This window comes from Rothia sp. 27098_8_29 (assembly GCF_041432785.1).
Classification (GTDB): domain Bacteria; phylum Actinomycetota; class Actinomycetes; order Actinomycetales; family Micrococcaceae; genus Rothia; species Rothia mucilaginosa.
Genome location: NZ_JAPWAI010000001.1, coordinates 1,101,822 through 1,121,572 on the forward strand (window position 1 = coordinate 1,101,822; position 19,751 = coordinate 1,121,572).

The window sequence follows — 19,751 nt, forward strand, 5'->3', positions numbered from 1 at the left end:
CACTGCGAAGTACTCATTATTCTACCTTCTAAGGAAAAGCATGACATTAGACCCAAACCACCTTTCAACACCTGAAACCGCATCCTTCTGGGCAAAAACAGGAGACAAGGACTCCCCCACTCTCGGTCTCTCCCTCGTTCAGCATATGCTCGATGCCGGCTCTGTAGCCGCACGGCTCTGGGATACGTGGCTCGCGCCCGGTCTGCAGAAGCAGTTCAGCGAGCACCTCCACCTTTCCATGGAAGATACACGCGCGCTCGTATGCTGGCTCGCCGCCACCCACGATATGGGTAAGGCAACCCCCGAATTCTCCGGGCAGCTCGATGCACGGCGCGACGAAAACCTCGCCGTGTACCGCCAGCGTATCGAGCAGCAGGATTTTGAATTCCCCGAAGACCTTGTGACTCCAGCCAGCAGCTTGCGGTGCCCCCACAGCAAGTATAGCCAGAGCATCCTCATTCACCTGTTCACCAGCAATATTGAGGGTATGCCGCGCAAAGTTGCTGAAACTCTCGCAAGCATCTCTGGCGCGCACCACGGCACACCCGCAGACTACCGCTCTAATTCAGCAGATCTAAGCAACGTCATTTTGAAGCGCCTCTCCCCCAAATGGCATGCCACCTGGCAGGAACTCTACAACATCACTCTGAAACGCTTCGGCGCATCCTCGGCATTGCAGCAGTTAGCACGGCACGGACAGGCTATCCCCGTCTCCGTGCAATTCTGCATTACCGGTTTCGTCATCATGTCAGACTGGATTGCCTCAAACCCCGATTTCTTCCCCATGGGCACCTTCGGCTCAGCCGAGCAGGAACAGCGAGCACGCATCGGCTGGCAGGCGCTCGGGCTTGAACAGCGCTGGACCGCCAAGCTAGATGCTGATCCCAAAACCCCAGCTGCTGACCTCTACGCATCCCGTTTTGGGTGGAGTAACCCGACCCTACGCCCCATGCAGGAAGTCGTAGTCGAAGCGGTACGCTCCATGCAAAGCGGCGGCATGATGTGCATCGAAGCGCCCATGGGTCAAGGTAAAACCGAAGCTGGCCTCATCGCTGCCGAGTTCCTTGCACAGGCGACCGGTCGCACCGGTGTAGCCTTTGCTGCACCAACCCAGGCAACTTCCAATGCCCTCTTTGACCGTGTTACCGAATGGGTGAAATACCAGACGAACCATGTGGCACAAGAACATGGTGAACCCGTAAAACCCCATTCCATGTTCCTGGGTCATTCCAAGAACCGCTTCAACAAGTCCTACGAGGCGCTCTCCAAGGCAGATATTTTCGACGAATCCTCTACCCCCGGGCAAGAAAACAATCGAAAAACGCTGCGTCCTGGAACGTCTCTAGCACGGCACAGCTGGCTCAGCGGCACCAAGAAGGGGCTTCTCTCCAGCTTCGTTGTGTGCACCATCGACCAGGTGCTCATGACCGCTCTGCAAGCACGGCATGTGATGCTCCGATACCTTGGGCTTGCATCCAAGGTCATCATCATTGATGAGGTGCACGCTTACGATGCGTATATGAGCGAGTACCTTTCCGCTGCGCTCTACTGGCTGGGTCAGATGAATGCGCCCGTCATTCTCATGTCGGCAACCCTACCGTCAGATACTCGTGATGATCTAATGAAGAACTACGCTGAAGGATTGAAAGTCAGGAAAAAAAGTACATCTGCCCCAAAACGTAACCGATTCTTGGATTTAAACGCTAACTTATCTGCACCACAGGAAAGCTCTCAAAATATTACTCCCCTCGATCTGGATTACCCCGTCATTCACACGCTCACCGCCGAAGACAACGGAACACCTAAGAAATGGAAGGTTGAACAGCCCGTAGAGCAAACCGAAATCGAGCTGAAACTCATTGACGACAGCCCCAAAAGCGTCCTGAACGTACTCGAACCGCTCGCCAATGACCACGGATGCGCCGCAGTCATCTGCAACACCGTTGGACGAGCCCAGGAAATGCACGAATTTCTGCGTAAACAGTTCGGTGAAGAGCACGTAGTCCTCACCCACTCTCGCTTTACCGCCACGCACCGCGCCGAGCAAGAGGAACTTCTTGTCTCAAAGCTCGGCAAGAAGGAACACTACAGCAAAGCTGACGGGGAGGATTCTTCGCGCCCGCACCGCCTCATTGTGGTGGGTACGCAGGTCATTGAGCAGTCGCTTGACCTGGACTTTGATGTGATGATTACCGACTTCGCGCCGGTGGACCTGGTGCTTCAGCGTATGGGACGTCTACACCGTCACGATAGCCGCAGCAGCTCAGAACGCACCCCCGCATACCGCAAGCCGGTGTGCTATGTGCGAGGAGTTGAAACGTTCGGCTCACACAATGAGGCACCCGACTTCCCACGTGGATCCAAGGCAGTCTATGAGCCGATGATCCTACTCAGCAGCTACGCGCAGCTACTCCCCCACTTCGACGGTGAGCCGATTCGAATTCCTGCTGACATTAGCCCCCTGGTGCAGAAGACATATCAGGAAAATGCCCCTGCTGAGATTCCTAGTGCCTGGGCAGAAGTCTTTGAAAGTGCCAAGCAGGAGCATAAGAAAGGTAAGGACCAAGCCAAGATTCGTGCTGAAGGCTATCTGCTCTGTGCACCTCAGCGTACACAGTACACCATGGCGGACTGCATGAAGAGTCTTCTCCACTCCAACGACCGGCGCTTCTCTGACGAGCAAATCGGCGAGGCAAAGGTCCGCGACACCGACGCGTCCCTGGAAGTTATCGCAATCATTGTGGAACGGAACCAGTCGCGCAATCCCAAGAGCGCGATTAAAAGCTACCGTCTCTTACCTTCCATCAACGGCACAGACGAGGCTGATTCTCTCCGCTTTGATGCTTCAGCCGATGACCCGCCGACTTACTGGCAGAGCATGCAACTTGCGGCTTCATCGATTCGACTCCCCTACCAATACTCAGATGCACCCAACCACCGCATCAAGAGTGGGAAACTCCGATTCGACGATGCACTCGACCAGCTGGAAAAGGAACGCATCGAGAACTGGCAGAAATCATTCATGCTGGAGGGGCAGCTCATCCTGCCCTTCGAAGAGGTCGAAGCAGGCGTGTACTCGTACAGGCTCTGCGATTACGAGCTGGTGTACACCACCCAGCTAGGCTTGCAGAGCTTCAAGCTTGATAACGAAGACTAACCAAGACAAACAAAGACCCCCGCTGGATCCTCTCGTGGAGCATCCGGCGGGGGTCTTCACTATATAAACTTTTCGGCGCAGTTCACGCTACGCAGTTCACGCTGTGCGGTTCACACTGTGGGGTTTCGCAGCGTCAGGCGGCGGCTACTCAGATTCGCCGAGCATGCCCTCACGAGCCAACGCAGTCAAACGAGACACCGCACGGAAATACTTCTTCTGATAACCACCAGCCAGCATCTCCTCAGTAAATACCTTGTCAAAAGGCACACCCGAAGAAACAATCGGCAAGTCCTTGTCATACAGGCGGTCAGCCAACACCACAAAACGCAACGCCACCGACTGCTCAGTAATCGGGTGAACATCACGCCACGCAATACCGTCCAGGCCATCGATCAGCTGGCGGTAACGCGACGGGTGCACCTTCGCCAGGTGCTCCACCAGGTCAGCGAAGTTATCAACACCAACAGTCTGGCCGCCGAACACTTCCTCAACCTTCGCTTCAAACGCATCATCAGCAACAGGCTCCGGTGCGGCAGGCAGGCCACGGTGACGGAAATCCTCACCATCCACACGGTGCACCTCAAACTGCGAAGCAAGCACCTGAATCTCACGCTTAAAATCCTCAGCCGCGAAACGGCCCTCACCCAGCGCACCAGGCAGCGTGTTCGAGGTCGCCACAAGCTTCACGCCAGCATCCGCCAGCTCACGCATCAGACGAGACATGAGCACAGTATCACCCGGATCGTCCAGCTCAAACTCGTCAATGCACACCAGCTTGTAGCTGCTCAACGCCTCAACCGTCTTACGGAACGTCAACGCACCCACCAGGTTCGTGTACTCCACAAAAGTACCGAACGCCTTCGGGCCATCCACATAATGCCACAGCGACGCCAACAGGTGAGTCTTACCCACACCAAAACCGCCGTCAAGGTACAGGCCAGCCTTCGTCGAATCCTTCTTCTTGCCACCAAACAGGCGACCAAAGAAACCGGCACCAGCGCCGCCACCATTAATCTTGTCGCCAAAATCCTTCAGCTTCTGCACAGCCTCAGCCTGCGACGGCTGATTCGGATCAGGAATGTAGCTATCAAAAGACACTTCACCAAAACGCTCAGAGGGGCGGAAACCCGCCAGCAACTCATCAGCAGAAACGCGAGGGATGCGATCGGTCAAGTGTACGGTCGTGGTGGGCACAAAAACTCTTTTCTTCAGTGACGGCGATGTGACTTCCGCTTTAAGTGTAGTACTGTCTAACACCCCGCGTGAGCCGCATGAGTTGCCCGCCACATTACGGGCATGAGGAGGGGGTGGGGTGGGACATGCGGGAGGGGCTGCTGGGCTGGGGTACGGAGGGCGGGAATGCGAGGGCATGGGCGTTCGGGTGCGGAGACTGAGGTGGTGTGTGTTTTGGGCAGGGTCTGTCTTGGGCGGGTGCTCTTGGGGTGGGCGCAGCGTTCGATAGGTTAGTGTCTTCGCCGTGGGTTTTAAACCCGCGGAGGAGGCAATAGCCTATCGAATATTCCCTTAACCTATCGGCTATTACTCTGCCCCGCTAGCTACTCCCCTAGCTTGCTGTTCATTCTTTTGGTCCACGGCCCTCTCCCCTGGTCTACTGCGGGAGTTCTTTTGCCGGGAACACTCACCGCTACATGTACATTCTTTGCATGCAGGTACTTATTTGATGCATAAAGCATTGATGTGTTCGTATGGTGATGTTTCGTCACTGTAGCATCTACAAGAATGCAAACGACCGCAAACATGCGGTAGGGTGGTAACTGTAGTGTTCCATAGCGCATTGATGCGCTTGATGGGCGCGCTACGGGGCTGTTTTCCTTCCGGAGGTCAGATACGACCCACAAAAGCAGCCCGACACTAGTAACTAAACAACACACCATCACCGACGATAGGAGCGCATCTTCTATGGATTCGACCATTTTCAACCGCCGCACCCTGCTGGGCGGCGGCGCACTTGTGGGCCTGGGTGCCCTGCTTGCGGCATGTGGCCAGCAGGCAAATAACGAGGCGGCAGCTACCGCCTCCGCAGCGCCGAGCGAAACCGTCTCGGCGTCTGCGGCGGCATCTGGATCGCCTTCGGCGAGTGCCACTCCGAGAGTAACTCGCGGGTATTCAGGTAACTCCAAAGCCCCGGATGGTGAGTACCGTAAAGCCGATGAGTACGGCCCTGCTCAGAATGTTCCCAAGCCTCGTAATGAGCCTGCTCAGTACCCCGAGACGGAAGAAGGCCTCTACCGCATGATGAAGGACTGGGTTGTTGCGCATAACTACGCGATCCAGACCGGTGACTGCTCCTACGCGTTCAAATATGTAACAGAAGATGCAGAAGAATACGAGTTCTACCTGTATATTCAGGGTCTTTACCAGCGCGGAGGATGGGCTGTTGACGGGTTGGATAGCTACCAACCAGAAGGCCCGCTTATCTACGATGAGGCAAAGAAAATGTACCGTATGATGCATCGTCGTTTCTGGGGCACTGTTATGTACGTGGAGTCTGATGGTCACCTCATAATGCAGGCTAATACTGAGCATAGTGACGATAATTTCTATTTCTTTTTTATCTATTCTGATGGCTATTGGAAAATTGCCGGAAGCAAGGCAAAAGAGGAAATGTAAAATAAAATGAATCTAATTTATTACCCGCGAATCTTTATTTGCATTATATTGGCAACAACTTTTTCGCTAATAGGTAATTCATCTGCCTTGAGCACAGAATGCACAACTAAAGATTCTAATGGGCATTGTGTACGGGTACCTAGTCAACCACGACAGCGTCAGGGTGGCTCTGATCCGCGTGACAAAGAAAAACGCTCCGATTTGCCATCAAATAATGAGCATTCTGCAAAACCAATAGGTGGATCCTACCATAATTGGATTGATGAAATACATCAAACCCACAGCGTCAACAAAGACAGTGGTGGCGTTGATTACTATGCGCCACTTGATGGAAATAATACATGCTATACGGAAGATTACCGTCCCGGAAAACAAGAATACTCGGAATATGCGCTAGAAGATGGAATGGCCGTGCAGACGGTAAAAAGAGGGGGCGGGTTTGAACTGTCAAAGTTCTGCAAACCTAATGATGCTAAAACCTTCACTTCTAATGACCCGGCCCAGCCCAAAGGTCCCACCGTTGAAGAAATGCTCCAAGAGATTGAGGACCAATTCGCTAAAACCGATATCCAGGCCCCTGTACTGAAGCAGTCCTATAACCTTGGCTCTGGTCAGGGCGAAGACAACCCCAACGTCTATAAGAACCAGGCCGTCAACTTCTACGTTGACGCACCCACCGCACGGTGGGAAGGGGACCTCATGATCGGCCACGTGGAGATGGAATCCTACCCCACCCAGATGACCATCCAGTACGGCAACGGTGACGAGGGCAGCTTCTACACCATGGGCAAGCCGGTTAGCAGGGCACGTGGTGAAGAGTCACGCAAGACCGCGACCAGTTATGTCTATAAGCGTTCGGGCAACTTCCACGCTTACGCGACGGTGTCTTACTCTGGTCGTTTCCGTGTGAACGGCGGTGACTGGCATGCTCTGGATGTCGTGTTGACGAAGGAAACTGTTGACCCGCTACTGATTCGTGTGTGGTGGGTTGATGTGGGCCGTGTCGGCGGCACCTGCGATGAAGACGATACTCGTTGGGGCTGCAAGAACGACCCCACCATGGGTAAGAAGGATAACCCGAACCCGCGCCTACGCAAGGCCGATATCCGCACCGGCCAGCGCTGGCATCTGAACGACAATGGTGACGGGGACACAGAGTATTCACTGCACCGCGACTGGCCCGACATGTAAAGCCCCCCGTGGGTCTTACGCTGAGAAGCCACATGTTCGCCGAGAAGCCACGATAATGGTGGCTTCTCGAAACACATGTGGCTTCTCATCTATCGGGGTTCTTCCCTTCGGCTGGATAGTCTTCCGGTTTCTAGCCAGCCACCTATTCACACTTCACACCGATATGAGGAGTTTCCTCTATGACTTCCACTCTTTTGACCCGCCGCTCAATGCTGAGCAGCGGCGTGTTTGTGGGCCTGGGGGCCCTGCTTGCGGCGTGTGGCCAGCAGGCAAATAACGAGGGGGCAGCCACCGCCTCTGCCGCGCCGAGCGAGACCGCTTCGGCGTCTGCAGTGGCATCTGAGTCTGCATCTGCTTCGGTCTCAACCACCCCGAAGCCTGTTGTGACTCGTGGATATTCGGGCAATTCCAAAGCCCCGGATGGCGAGTATCGCAAAGCTGATGGTTACGGCCCTGCGCAGAACGTCCAGGAACCCCGCAAAGAGCCCGCACAGTACCCTGAGACCGAACAAGGCCTCTACCGCATGATGAAGGACTGGCTTGTCTCCCATAACTACGCCATCCAGACCGGTGACTGCTCCTACGCGTTCAAGTACATCACGAAAGACGCTGAAGAATACGAGTTCTACCAGTACATCGAGAGTCTTTACCAGCGCGGCGGATGGACCGTTGACGGGCTGGACAGCTACCAACCTCAAGGCCCGCTCATCTACGATGAGGCGAAGAAAAAGTACCGCATGTTGCATCGCCGGTTCTGGAGCACCGTTATGTATGTAGAACCCGACGGTACATTGAATATGGAAGCTAACACTGACACCAGTGACGATACTTTCTACTTCCTCTTCACCTATTCTGATGGTTATTGGAAGATTGTTGGAAGTAAATCAGACGAAGAATTGCAAAACGATAAATAGCCTTTTCTTTTGATTCACATACCACGCCGATACGAGGAATACACTTCCATGACTTCCGTTATCTTCACCCGCCGGGCGATGCTGAGCAGCGGCACACTCATGGGTCTCAGTACCCTTCTTGCAGCCTGCGGTCAGCAGGCGGCTAATGAGGCGGGCGCCTCGGCATCATCGACCGCAGCTCCGAGCGAGACCGCCTCGGCATCCGCTACGGAGTCGCCCTCTGCCTCGGCAACTCCGTCTACTGTCCGAGGCTATTCGGGCGGCTCGAAGGCACCCGATGGGGAGTACCGTAAGGCCGACGGCCATGGTCCCGCACAGAATGTTCCCCTTCCGAAAACCGAGCCGCAACAGTACCCCGAAACCTTCGCTGGTCTCCGTGAGATGATGACCGATTGGGTCAGAGCCCGTAACTACGGTATTCAGACCGGTGACATGCAGTATGTATAGCCCTATATGCTGGATACCTACGAGAAGGATATTAAGTTCCTCAAGGATATCGAACGCCTTTATCAGCGCGGAGGGTGAGGTGGTGCGCTCCCCGGACTGGGTCTGTATTCCTACTTTCTAGTTTTACCAAATAAGACTATAATAAGGAGTATCTATTTTCGGAGGTTTTTATGTCATTTCTATCAAAAAATTGGGCAGGACTGTCAGTCTGCCTGATCATTTCTATCATCTCTTGGGTTTTAGGAGGATTTCTGCCTGTTGTGGGAGCACCTGTTTTCGCCATTTTTATCGGAATGATTCTCCATCCCTTTCTCACTTCCTATACACAACTGGATGCCGGTTTGACTTACAGCTCCAAAAAATTGCTTCAGTATGCTGTTATTTTGCTTGGGTTTGGACTCAGTATCTCACAAGTTTTCGCAGTTGGAACATCTTCCCTTCCTGTCATCATTTCGACCATTTCTATCGCTTTAATTATTGCTTTCTTTTTCCAACGCTTTTTTAACCTTGATACAAAGCTAGCTACCTTGATTGGAGTTGGATCTTCTATCTGTGGCGGTTCTGCCATTGCAGCGACTGCTCCTGTTATTCACGCCAAGGAAAAAGAAGTAGCCCAAGCCATTTCTGTTATCTTTTTCTTCAATGTCTTGGCAGCTCTTATCTTTCCGACTCTAGGTTCTTGGCTCCATCTTTCCAACGAAGGTTTTGCTCTCTTTGCGGGTACTGCGGTCAACGATACTTCCTCTGTGACAGCTACTGCTAGTGCCTGGGATAGTCTTTACAATGCAAACACTCTTGAGCCTGCAACTATTGTCAAACTGACACGTACTCTAGCTATTATCCCTATCGTTCTCTTCCTCTCCTATTGGCAAAGCCGTCAACAAGGCGACAACCAAGGAGTGAAGCTTAAAAAAATCTTCCCCGTTTTCATTCTCTACTTTATCCTAGCTTCTCTGCTAACTACTCTTCTCACATCTTTCGGTGTCAGCACTAGCTTCTTTTCACCTCTCAAACAACTCTCCATATTCCTCATCATCATGGCTATGAGTGCTATTGGTCTCAAAACCAACCTCATTGCTATGATCAAATCCAGTGGAAAATCCATTCTTCTTGGAGCCCTTTGCTGGATTGCTATCATCCTGACTAGTCTTGGCATGCAATTACTCATCGGTATTTACTAAGAAAAAAAGGGAGCCTAAAGGCCACCTCAGAACGTAGACAAACGTCATTTTTGGCGTTTTATCTATGATGAAAAACTAAAGAATACACTCTCATGCTGAAACACATTTGGGAATTCGCAATGTACGTTGAACCCGACGGGTCATACACCGAAGACAAAAATACGGCCGAAGGGGACGATAACGGCGCTTACATTCTCAAATATTCAGATGGATTTTGGACTGTCGTTGGCTCGCTTTCTCAAGAGCAGCTGAAGGAAAAAGGGTTACTGAAATAACCCCATAACCTTTGAGAAGCCACATGTGTTTCGAGAAGCCACCAAAGAAGTGGCTTTTCGAAACACATGTGGCTTCTCGGCGCATAGGTATCGGCGCATGGTGACTTCCGTAAAATGGTTGTATGGCTAAGAAAACTAAAGGTAAGAAGAGCGGCGCAGCAACCGCCGCCGTAGCACTGCTGACCGAGACGAACACCCCCTTCCAGATGCGTGAATACGAGCATGTTGAGGGCGTCACTTCCTTCGGTGAAGAGGCCGCGAAGAGCCTCGGCGCCTCCGAGGAGCAGGTGTTCAAGACCCTGCTGATTGTGCACGAGAAGGATTTTGCGGTCGCGATCGTGCCGGTCTCTGGCAAGCTGAACATTAAGGCTGCCGCGGCTGCCCTGGGTTGGAAGAGCGCCTCCATGTGCGACCCGAAGGTCGCTGAGCGCCGCACCGGCTACGTGGTGGGCGGTATTTCTCCGCTGGGCCAGAAGACTCCCTCCCCCACCCTGCTCGATGAGTCTGCGCAGCTTTTTGACACGATCATGGTCTCTGGCGGTAAGCGCGGCCTGGACGTTGAGCTCGCCCCGGACGACCTGCTGAAGCTCACCAACGGCAAGTACGCTGACATCCGCGCTTAGTCCGCGCTCAGCAGGAATAATCCGCCCGGCCGCGGCGTTACATATGCCGTAAGAGCCTGGGCAAGAGAGCAAACTGAAGGAGTCATGATGGGCAATTCGCTACCCGGCGTAGGTGCTATCGCCAAGAACTGGCGTGAAGTTCTCAAGCCTGAAGAGTACGCTGTTCTGCGTGAGGGCGGCACCGAGCGCGCGTTCACGGGCGAGTACTGGAACACCCACACGGAGGGTGTGTATTCTTGCCGTGCCTGCGGTACGGAGCTGTTCCGTTCCGATCAGAAGTTCGATTCGCATTGTGGTTGGCCGTCGTTTTTCGCGCCGCTGGCTGAGGACCGTGTGCGTTACCTGGAGGACACGACGTTCGGTATGCGCCGTGTGGAGGTGCGTTGCGCCGCCTGCGATTCGCACCTGGGTCACGTGTTTGAGGGCGAGGGCTACCCGACTCCCACGGATTTGCGGTATTGCATTAATTCGGTGTGCCTGACGCTGGCCCCGGCTGGTGAAGCGCCGGTTGACGAGGCGCCGGTTGACGAGGCGTAAGCCGCCGAATAGAGCCCGGCGATGCCTCCAGCGGGTACGCCGGTGAGCCCCTTATTGTGAGTCTCTCTAAATTCGAGGCTTTAAGCTCGGGCGGGTAGAATGGCGTAGTGCCTTCGCGGGCACGCCACCCCGCCCGGGCTCATGTTTGCTCGGGCGTACGCCTACCCGGGCATCTGGCGCATCGTATGGGCGCGTCGAATCAGACAGAGGAAAAGGATTGAGTGCATGAGTACCGCAGCTGAACAGAATGCCGCAGGCACCCCTCAGCTGACCCTTAACGGTATCGAAGTTCCGGACGTTGTTCCTCTGGAGACCCCTTCCGCACCGATTCCGACTCTCATCACCACTGAGAGCGGTCTGCGTCGTGCCGCTGAGCAGTTGGCGGCGGCGTCCGGCCCGGTGGCTGTTGATACGGAGCGCGCCCAGGGCATCCGCTACGGTTCGCGTGCTTTTTTGGTACAGCTTAAGCGTGAAGATCAGCTGTACCTGATTGACCCTGAGGCGTTTAAGGATTTGCGCATTATTAACGATGCGCTGGCGGATGCAGAGTGGGTTATTCACGCCGCAATTCAGGACTTCCCGAGCCTGGACATGCTCGGTATGCGACCGAACCGCCTGTTTGATACGGAGCTTGGTGCGCGTCTTGCCGGTCTGGAGCGCGTGAACCTGGGTGCGACCGTTGAGGAGCTGCTCGGCTATAAGCTGGCGAAGAAGCACTCGAAGGAAGACTGGTCGCGCCGCCCCCTGCCGGAGTCTTGGCTGAACTATGCTCTGCTGGACGTTGACGTGCTCATTGATTTGCGTGACGCATTGGAGGATTTGCTCCGCCAGCAGGGTAAGCTGCAGTACGCCCTGGAGGAGTTCGAGTACCTGTGCAAGACCCCGGTGAAGGATCCTGCGGATCAGCCGGAGCGTTGGCGTAAGACGAAGGGCCGCACGATGTTGCGTTCCGTCAAGCAGCTGACGGCGCTGCGTAACCTGTGGCATGAGCGTGACTTGCTGGCGCGCAAGAAGGACGTTGACGCGAAGCGTCTGCTTCCTGATTCTGCGATTGTGGAGGCGGCACGCACCATGCCGCGTAACGTGCCCGCTATCATGGCGATTCCCGGTTTTCAGACGCGCAGTTTGCGTCGTGAGGGCCCGCGCTGGGTGCGTGCTATTGCCGCGGCGGCACGCGGTGAGAACGCCGTACCGTTCACTTTGCCGTCGACTGCCCCGCCGCCGTTGAAGGCCTGGGAGTCTAAGCGCCCCGAGAACTTGGCGCTGTTCACCGAGGTTCGTCAGGCAATTGATGAGCTCTCGGAGGAGCTGACCATTCCGGCGCAGAACCTGATCACGACCGATTATGTTCGCCGCCTCTGCTGGGAGCCGCCGGCTCGTTTTGACGAGCAGACCCTGCGGGATGCGCTCGCCGAGTACGGTGCGCGTTCGTGGCAGACGGGTCTGGTTGCCCCCGTGATTGCGCCGATTTTTGCCCGTCACCTGGGGTAGATTTCTCTAACGCTGAATAGATGTGTGTGCCGGTTGGGTGTGTTGCTGATGCGACCGCCCGACCGGCGTTTTCTTTGCCCCGGGAACGTTTGCCCCGAGTGTGTTTGCCTCGGGAACAAGCGCGAACCAAGCTTAGCCTGCTCTCATTCGATTTTTATCTCAAACCGGCATAGGGTGGGAGAGTACACGAAAGGAACCACCATGCCCGCACCCAACGGATGCTGCCGCTCTCAGAAGGCATGCGCCTCCCCTGCTACTGAATCTGCCGCTACCGCATCTGGCGCAGTCGAGTCTAATGCCGTCGACGCCGCAGCAGCTACCGCAGCAACTGATTCTTCTGCTCGCGTCTTCTCCCGCCGCGCGACCCTCGTCACCGGTGCCGTTGCATCCGGTGCGCTGCTCGCCTCCTGCGCTGAAGGTGACTCCAACGTTACTGCCCCCGAAGGCACCGTTGAGGTGGGTTCCGCCTCCGCAGTGGGTGTGGGCAAGGCGGCACGCCTGACCCACGGCTCCACGACCGTTATCGTGTCCCAGCCGTCCGCGGGTGAGTACAAGGCGTTCAGCACCGTCTGCACCCACCAGGGCTGCCAGGTGCAGGTGCAGGATTCTAACCGCATCGTGTGCCCCTGCCACGGTTCCGAGTTCGCTGTCGCTGACGGCTCGGTCGTGCACGGCCCCGCGGAGTCGCCCCTTGCCAGCTACCCGGTGCAGGAGAAGGGCGGCAAGCTTTTCGTTAGCGGCACCGGCAACTCCTAAACCGGCGGCTCAGAACCTACGCACAGCAAAACCTCCATACGGCAAGACCTGCGCACAGCAAAGCCCCACCCATCACAATCGATGGGCGGGGCTTTGTGCTGTCTTATGGTACCCGCTACTGATGCCTACTATTGCGGCGCGCTACTAAGAGAAGCTTAGGCGGCACATTTCAGGTACGACCGCTTAGCGGGTGTGGCGCGGCTTCTGACCCTCTTCACGGGCGAACGGAACCTTATCGCCAGCCAGCTGCGCACGCAGATCCGCGATGATGGTTTCCGCGGTCAGGCCGACCTCCTCCAGAATCTGCTCGCGAGAAGCGTGCGGAATGAACTCCGCCGGAAGACCCAGCTCGCTCAGCGCAGTGTCCACGCCAGCCGCACGCATTTCCTGGCGGATGCGCGAACCCACACCACCGGAACGCACGCCGTCCTCAATGGTCACCACAATGCGGTGATCACGAGCCAGTTCAACGACCGAAGACGGCACCGGCATCACCCAGCGCGGGTCAACCACGGTGGATTGGATACCCTCGGCGGCAAGCACCTTGGACGCTTCCAGAGCCACGCGAGCCATAGCGCCCACAGCAACGAACAGCACGTCACGCTGACCGGTTTCCGGGTGGGGTTCACCGGTGCGTGCCAGCACATCCACACCGTCGCTGCGGCGCTCCAGGGCGGGAATGTCCTCGCCCACGGAGCCCTTCGGGTAGCGAATCACGGTCGGTGCGTCGTTGATAGCTACAGCCTCACGCAGTTCTTCGCGCAGGGTCGCACCATCACGCGGAGCCGCCAGGTGCAGACCCGGAATGAACTGCAGCATCGCCAAATCCCACATGCCGTGGTGGCTTGCACCGTCCGGGCCGGTAATACCGGAGCGGTCCAGCACCACGGTCACGCCCGCCTTATGCAGGGCAACATCCATGAGCAGCTGGTCAAAGCCGCGGTTCAGGAAGGTAGCGTAGAGGGCAACCACCGGGTGCATGCCGCCGTACGCCAGGCCGGCACTCATCGCCACAGCGTGCTGCTCAGCGATACCCACGTCAATAACGCGCTCGGGGTGGCGCTTCTGGAATTCGCGCAGACCCACGGGAATCAGCATCGCGCCGGTAATACCGACGACGTTCTCCTGCTCATCCGCAATATCTGCGATTTCGCGACCAAAGACACCGGTCCACGACTCGGAGGTGCTGGTCGAAACATCCTCACCGGTCAGCGGGTCAATCTGGCCCACCGCGTGGAACTGGTCGTCCTCATTCGCGCGGGCGGGCGCGTAGCCGTGGCCCTTCTCGGTAATGGCGTGCACAATCACCGGGCCGGCGTAGTTCTTCGCCGCGGTCAGTGCGTTCTCCACAGCCTGCTGGTCGTGGCCGTCAATGGGGCCCACGTACTTCATACCCAGGTCTTCAAAAATACCCTTGGGTACGACGACGTCCTTAATGCCCGCCTTCATGCCGTGCAGGCCGCGGTACACCATCTGACCGACGGGGCCGCCACGCTGCAGACCGATGCGCACTGCATCCAGAGCGCTGTCGTAGCGGTGATCGAGGCGCACGCGATCCACCTGCTGCTGCACACCGTGCTTCAGCTCAGAGAGCTGGTTCGCGAAACCGCCAATGGTCGGCGCGTAGGAGCGGCCGTTATCGTTGACCACAATCACGACCTTGCGGGTGCGGTCGGCAGCAATATTGTTCACAGCCTCCCACGCCATGCCGCCGGTCAGCGCGCCGTCACCAATGAGGACCACGGTGTAGCGGTCATCTTCACCGTTGAGCTTGTGCGCGCGAGAAATACCGTCAGCCCACGAAATTGAGCTGGAGGCGTGCGAAGACGCAATAATGTCGTGCTCAGACTCGCCACGATCCGGGTAACCCGACAGGCCACCCTTCTGACGCAGAGTCTTAAACGCGTGACGACCAGTCACCAGCTTATGCACATAGGACTGGTGGCCGGTGTCGAAAAGAATGTTGTCCTTGGGAGATTCGAAGACACGGTGAATGCCGAGGGTCAGCTCCACAACGCCCAGGTTCGGACCCAGGTGACCGCCGGTCGCCGACACATTCGTCACGATGAACTGGCGAATTTCCTTAGAGAGCTCCTCCAGCTGCTCGTAGCTGAGGTTCTGCAGGTCCGCCGGGGACTGAATACCCGGGAGCAACTTGGCAGTGGCACCATTACCAATGCTGTAGTCGGCGGTGGGTGCGCCACCGGCGGCGCTATTCGGGGTCTCCTCCTGCGGCAATGCGTTTTCAGCGGACATACACCCACACTCCTCAAGGTCGGGGCACGGCTCATTCCGTGCGTTGGTTCTTCAATGATTCTACCGTTTAAGGTGCCAAAAAGCAGATTTATGCGCCCGCAGAGCAAGACGCACCGGGTTGAGCGAAAACGGCCTGAAATAACCCCTAGTGGGCAGGCTGGTGAACAGCCCAACCCGCCCAACACTGCGATTATTTGCTTCTTTGTTACAGCTACTAGCTGCGCGCTACTTGGTGCGGCGGCGGCGCGGACGAGGCTTCGCCGGGGCACGCTCAAAAAGCGCAACCGTCTCCACATGATGCGTATTCGGGTACATATCAAACGCCCGAAGCTGCACCATATCCCAACCCAGCTCACGCAAAATACCGGTGTCACGACCCAGGGATGCCGGATCGCACGCCACGTACAGAATACGCTTGGGGTCCAGCGCATCCAGGCGTTCCAGGGTGGTGCGGTTCGCGCCCTCACGGGACGGGTCAAGGACCACCGCATCAATGGCGGGGATTTCGCCAAACTCAAGGGCGGTCTTCAAATCGACCAGGTGGCGTGCCACATCGCCGCGAATCACCTCAATGCGGGTGTCCGCAGAGTTCTCGGTGCGGGAGCAACCATCCGGCGCGAAGTTCGAGCGCGCATCCTTATGGGTCACCGGGGAGCCCTCAATGCTGACCACGGTACCGGTTGCGCCCACGGCGTCCGCGAGCGCGGCGGTGAACAGGCCCGCGCCAGCGTACAGGTCGAGGGTGCATTCGCCTTCCTGCGGGCGGAGCATGGTGAGCATGGTTCCGACCATGGTGGAGGGGGCGGCGCGGTGAATCTGCCAGAAGCCGCCGGCGGACACCTGGTAGCTGAATCGGCGGGAGCCGAAGGTGACTTCTTCGGTGACGGAGCGCAGACCCGCGCCGAGCAGCTGGTCGCCTTCGGGTACGCGGCGGTAGGGGGTGTGGGAGGAGCCGGGGCGGCGGCGCTTGGGCTTGCCGTTGGAGGTGGACTGCGGGGTGAAGAACAGCGAGATCTTGCGCTTGGCGAGCAGTCCCCAGGCGTCGGCTGCCTGCTGTTCGATGTCCTTGGCGACCTCTTCGATGGAGAAGCGCGGATCAACGATGAACTGCAGTAGGACCCTGCCGCGGGAGGAGACGGTTGCCTCGACTTCGCGTACGCCGCGCAGGTTCAGCTTCTCAAGCTCTAGGTTGCGCAGTTCGAGTGCGGCGAGGGGAAAGTCTACGACCGGTACGGGCTGGGAGGCGCGGTAGGGGTGCATGCCGACGCGCCAGGTGACGGCGGGGTTCTTCTTGCCGCTGTTCTGCTCGCCGTTCTTCTCTTCGCTATCGTGCGCGCGGACCTTGGTCACGGTGTAGCGCACGCGGGTACGCCAGGACAGGCCCTCGTTGTTATCGCGCAGGGGCAGCTCTTCAACCATGAGGTTGGTCAGCAGGGGCGATTCGAGGGGCAGACCGCCCAGTCGGTTGATTTGGGTGCGGACGATATCAGTCTTGTAGCGTCGCTGCTCATCCAGGTTGATGTGGCCGTACTCCATGCCGCCGAGCAGTTCGGGTACGCCGGTGGCGGCGGCGCGTTCCTCTTCGGTGGCGAGCGCATCCGCCTGGATCCAGGGGTGGGGGCGGCGTGCCAGGGAGGGTACGGGTACGGAGATAACGTCCGCGAAGTAGAAGCGGCGCTTGGGGCCAATCGCGGTGATGCGCACTTCAGCCTGTTCGCCGACGATGCCGTGACGCACAAAGATGACGCCCTGTTCGGTGCGCGCTACGAAGGCGCCGCCGTGCGCGGGAGCCTCACAGGTGACGGTGAGGGTCTGCCCGACGCTGTATCCGTCTACGTTGTTGGAGGCGGCAGGCGTGGTAGCAGGGTGAGTCACAGCATTGTCTCCTAAAGAATCACTTAATGTGAATTATTTTACACCGGTTTGTACCTTTACTCCGATTCCGACGCCCCGCAAGGGGTGCCGAATAGGACGTAAAGGGCAAAGTCCAGGCGCTATGTGGGGGTGCTCAAGCACATCACAGGCCAATGACCGGGCTGGGCAATTAATGTGGGCGCAGGGCAATTATGCTGAGCGCCGGGCAAACGTTACGGCTAGCGCTTCTTCTCACGCGCCACGGCATCCGCCTCGTGCAGGCGACCGCGGTACACGGCGTGGCGGTTACTCTGAAACAGTTCGCGGCCACCACCGGCAGAACGGGTCACGTTCGGAGCGACTGCCGCCGTAGAACCGTCAGCCTCTGCGGTCGAATCGTTGGCAGTTTCTTTACCTTGCAGGCGCTGATCAAAAATTTCGTCGTACACTTCGTCCTCGTGCATCGCCCACGGCACGGTCGCGGTCATCACGCCCGGCTCATGCAACAGCGCCTGCTTGAGGCGGCGCACCGTGCGGCGGTGCAGAAGACGCTGCCACCAGTGCTCCACCACGAACTCGGGCAGGTACACCACCAAAATATCGCGGGGCGACTTCTTGCGGCGGCGGCGAATATACGAGACGACCGCCTCCACGGTGTCACGGTACGGCGAATCAATCACCGACAGCGGCACCGGAATGCCCAGGGCGTACCAGCGCTTCTTCACGACCTCCAGGGCGGCGCGGTCGTTGTTAACAGTCAGCGCCTCAATCGTGGAGGGGCGACCGGCACGCGCATACGAGAGGGCGCGAACCGCCGGGCGGCGCACACGCTCCACGTACACGATGGCGTGCACACGCGAAGGCAGGGCCGCCACATCCGCAACGGATTCAGCGTTCAGGGGGATGTCCAGGGCGGCATCCACCGCATCGTAGTGGCGGCGAGTCACAACCATACCTCCAACCATCAGGGCAATCATTCCAAGGGAGAGCCACGCACCGGCGGCGAACTTCGTCACCACGACGGTGACCAGCACCGCGGCGGTCACCATCACGCCCACCGCAGAGACCGCAATATCGCGCAGCAGGGCGCGGCGCGGCATCTGCGCCAGGGTGATGCGCAGCAGACGCATGCGGTAGCGCACCACCGCCAGCTGAACCAGCACCATCGACAGGCACATGCCCACGATGTACAGCTGAATCAGTGAGTACACGTCCGAGTTGAAAACGGTGGTGAGGAAAATCGAAATCGCCGACAGCGCCAGCACACCGTTCGCGTACAGGCCGCGCGAATCCACGCTGCGGAAGAACACCGGCAGGTACTGGTAGTCGGCCAGCGACGAAGCAATCACCGGGAAGCCCGTAAACGCGGTCAGCGAGGCAATAATCAGCACGCCCACCGTGGCGAATACCAGCAGCTGCGCGAAGAACGGCACGCCCTGATAAATTGCCAACGCCACCTGGTACAGCGCAGGTTTCTGGTGGAAGTACTCCCCCGGCGTGTGCCCGTCAATGAACAAGAAACGGGTCGTATCGTGCACCATGTGAACGCGGGTTGCCGCCGCAAAACCGAGCAGGCTCACCAGCAGGACCGAGGTAATCAGGCCCATCAGCATCATGGTGACCGCCGCGTTATATTTCTTCGGGCGGCGGAAATACTTCACCGAATTAGAAATCGTAGAAACACCCGAGAACGCCACCAAGCCGGCGGAGAAAGAACGCGCCAGAAGCAGCATCAGCGCCAGACCCTCCAGCGAGTGGGTCTCGAGCTCGGGGGCAATCACGTAGGTCGCCGATTCAGCCAACGGCAAGGTACCCGTCGCGGCACGAATCCAACCCACAATGAGGGTCGCTCCCAACAGTGCCAAGAAAACATACAGCGGCCAGTACGCAATCTTGCCCAGCAACTGCACGCCACGTAGCGCAAACAACGTCAGCGCAACAATGAGTAGCACCGCAATGTGCGTGCGCCAATCCTGAATCTGCGGATACAACGCCACCAAAAACGAGGACGCCGAAGACATCGACACCGCCACCGTGAGCGTATAGTCCATCAGCGAGGATGCACCCATCACAATCGACGGCAGCGCACCCAGTTTGCGGTGCACCAGCTGAATATCGCCTTCAGAAGCAATCTGATTAATGTTGTAGCGGTACGTGCCAATGACCAGCAGACCCACCATCGCCACACCCAAACCAATCCAGGGCGAAAAAGCGAGCGCAGACGCACCCGCGGCGGCAAGGGTCAAAATCATCTGGTCGGCGGCGTAGGCGACCGAAGAGATGCCGTCGGCACCGAAAAGAGGCAGGGCGTAGCGCTTCGGCAGCGCGACTGCCGAAAGATTTCGCGTGCTGACCGGCTGACCGGTCAGGGCGATGCGCATCCTATCCCAACGATTCCTCACGCTGTTAAGGCTATCGGTCGCGGCTTCAAAGCTCAA

The 19,751-nt window shown here is 57.4% G+C and carries 15 protein-coding genes; 11 read left to right on the forward strand and 4 right to left on the reverse strand.

All coding sequences use genetic code 11. The annotated features are described in order from the left end of the window. Positions 1–40: 40 nt before the first annotated feature. Positions 41–3,157: a CRISPR-associated helicase/endonuclease Cas3 gene (locus tag O3649_RS04245; protein ID WP_070629561.1), complete on the forward strand. Its 3,117-nt coding sequence runs from the start codon at positions 41–43 to the stop codon at positions 3,155–3,157. A gap of 144 nt (positions 3,158–3,301) precedes the next feature. Here O3649_RS04245 and zapE read toward each other — a convergent pair whose 3' ends face one another. Further along, a complete protein-coding gene (zapE, locus tag O3649_RS04250; protein ID WP_070629560.1) occupies positions 3,302–4,351 on the reverse strand; it encodes a cell division protein ZapE in 1,050 nt (349 codons plus the stop codon). 726 nt (positions 4,352–5,077) lie between these two features. Between zapE and O3649_RS04255 the strand changes: the two genes are divergently transcribed. The 10 genes from O3649_RS04255 to O3649_RS04300 all read left to right on the forward strand — a co-directional run bounded on the left by O3649_RS04255 (position 5,078) and on the right by O3649_RS04300 (position 13,203). Further along, complete coding sequence (locus O3649_RS04255) at positions 5,078–5,788, forward strand: DUF6318 family protein (RefSeq protein ID WP_371572920.1); 711 nt, start codon at positions 5,078–5,080, stop codon at positions 5,786–5,788. 528 nt (positions 5,789–6,316) lie between these two features. Beyond that, the gene (locus O3649_RS04260; RefSeq protein WP_314130589.1) at positions 6,317–6,979 is read left to right on the forward strand and encodes a hypothetical protein; all 663 of its coding nucleotides are present in this window, start codon (positions 6,317–6,319) and stop codon (positions 6,977–6,979) included. Between the two features lie 179 nt (positions 6,980–7,158). Continuing rightward, complete coding sequence (locus tag O3649_RS04265; protein ID WP_303938290.1) at positions 7,159–7,893, forward strand: DUF6318 family protein; 735 nt, start codon at positions 7,159–7,161, stop codon at positions 7,891–7,893. 48 nt (positions 7,894–7,941) lie between these two features. After that, entirely contained in the window at positions 7,942–8,340 is a 399-nt protein-coding gene (locus O3649_RS04270) for a DUF6318 family protein (RefSeq protein WP_239662472.1), read from the forward strand. A 170-nt stretch (positions 8,341–8,510) separates the two neighbouring features. Beyond that, entirely contained in the window at positions 8,511–9,521 is a 1,011-nt protein-coding gene (locus O3649_RS04275) for a YeiH family protein (RefSeq protein ID WP_012903704.1), read from the forward strand. Positions 9,522–9,613: 92 nt separating this feature from the next. Beyond that, positions 9,614–9,796, forward strand: coding sequence for a hypothetical protein (locus O3649_RS04280; RefSeq protein ID WP_371572923.1), 183 nt, complete (start codon positions 9,614–9,616; stop codon positions 9,794–9,796). Positions 9,797–9,918: 122 nt separating this feature from the next. Then, a complete protein-coding gene (gene ybaK / locus O3649_RS04285) occupies positions 9,919–10,419 on the forward strand; it encodes a Cys-tRNA(Pro) deacylase (protein WP_049340583.1) in 501 nt (166 codons plus the stop codon). Positions 10,420–10,506: 87 nt separating this feature from the next. Continuing rightward, positions 10,507–10,956: a peptide-methionine (R)-S-oxide reductase MsrB gene (gene msrB / locus O3649_RS04290; protein WP_314074975.1), complete on the forward strand. Its 450-nt coding sequence runs from the start codon at positions 10,507–10,509 to the stop codon at positions 10,954–10,956. 225 nt (positions 10,957–11,181) lie between these two features. Next, the gene (locus O3649_RS04295) at positions 11,182–12,447 is read left to right on the forward strand and encodes an HRDC domain-containing protein (RefSeq protein ID WP_371572925.1); all 1,266 of its coding nucleotides are present in this window, start codon (positions 11,182–11,184) and stop codon (positions 12,445–12,447) included. Between the two features lie 201 nt (positions 12,448–12,648). Beyond that, positions 12,649–13,203 (forward strand): Rieske (2Fe-2S) protein, encoded by a 555-nt coding sequence (locus tag O3649_RS04300; protein ID WP_371572927.1) that lies wholly within the window; start codon positions 12,649–12,651, stop codon positions 13,201–13,203. A gap of 183 nt (positions 13,204–13,386) precedes the next feature. Here O3649_RS04300 and dxs read toward each other — a convergent pair whose 3' ends face one another. The 3 genes from dxs to O3649_RS04315 all read right to left on the reverse strand — a co-directional run bounded on the left by dxs (position 13,387) and on the right by O3649_RS04315 (position 19,694). Further along, positions 13,387–15,459 (reverse strand): 1-deoxy-D-xylulose-5-phosphate synthase, encoded by a 2,073-nt coding sequence (gene dxs, locus O3649_RS04305; RefSeq protein WP_083301085.1) that lies wholly within the window; start codon positions 15,457–15,459, stop codon positions 13,387–13,389. Between the two features lie 225 nt (positions 15,460–15,684). Further along, positions 15,685–17,334: a class I SAM-dependent RNA methyltransferase gene (locus O3649_RS04310; protein WP_371572930.1), complete on the reverse strand. Its 1,650-nt coding sequence runs from the start codon at positions 17,332–17,334 to the stop codon at positions 15,685–15,687. Between the two features lie 218 nt (positions 17,335–17,552). Beyond that, a complete protein-coding gene (locus O3649_RS04315) occupies positions 17,553–19,694 on the reverse strand; it encodes an APC family permease (RefSeq protein ID WP_371572932.1) in 2,142 nt (713 codons plus the stop codon). Positions 19,695–19,751: the final 57 nt, after the last annotated feature.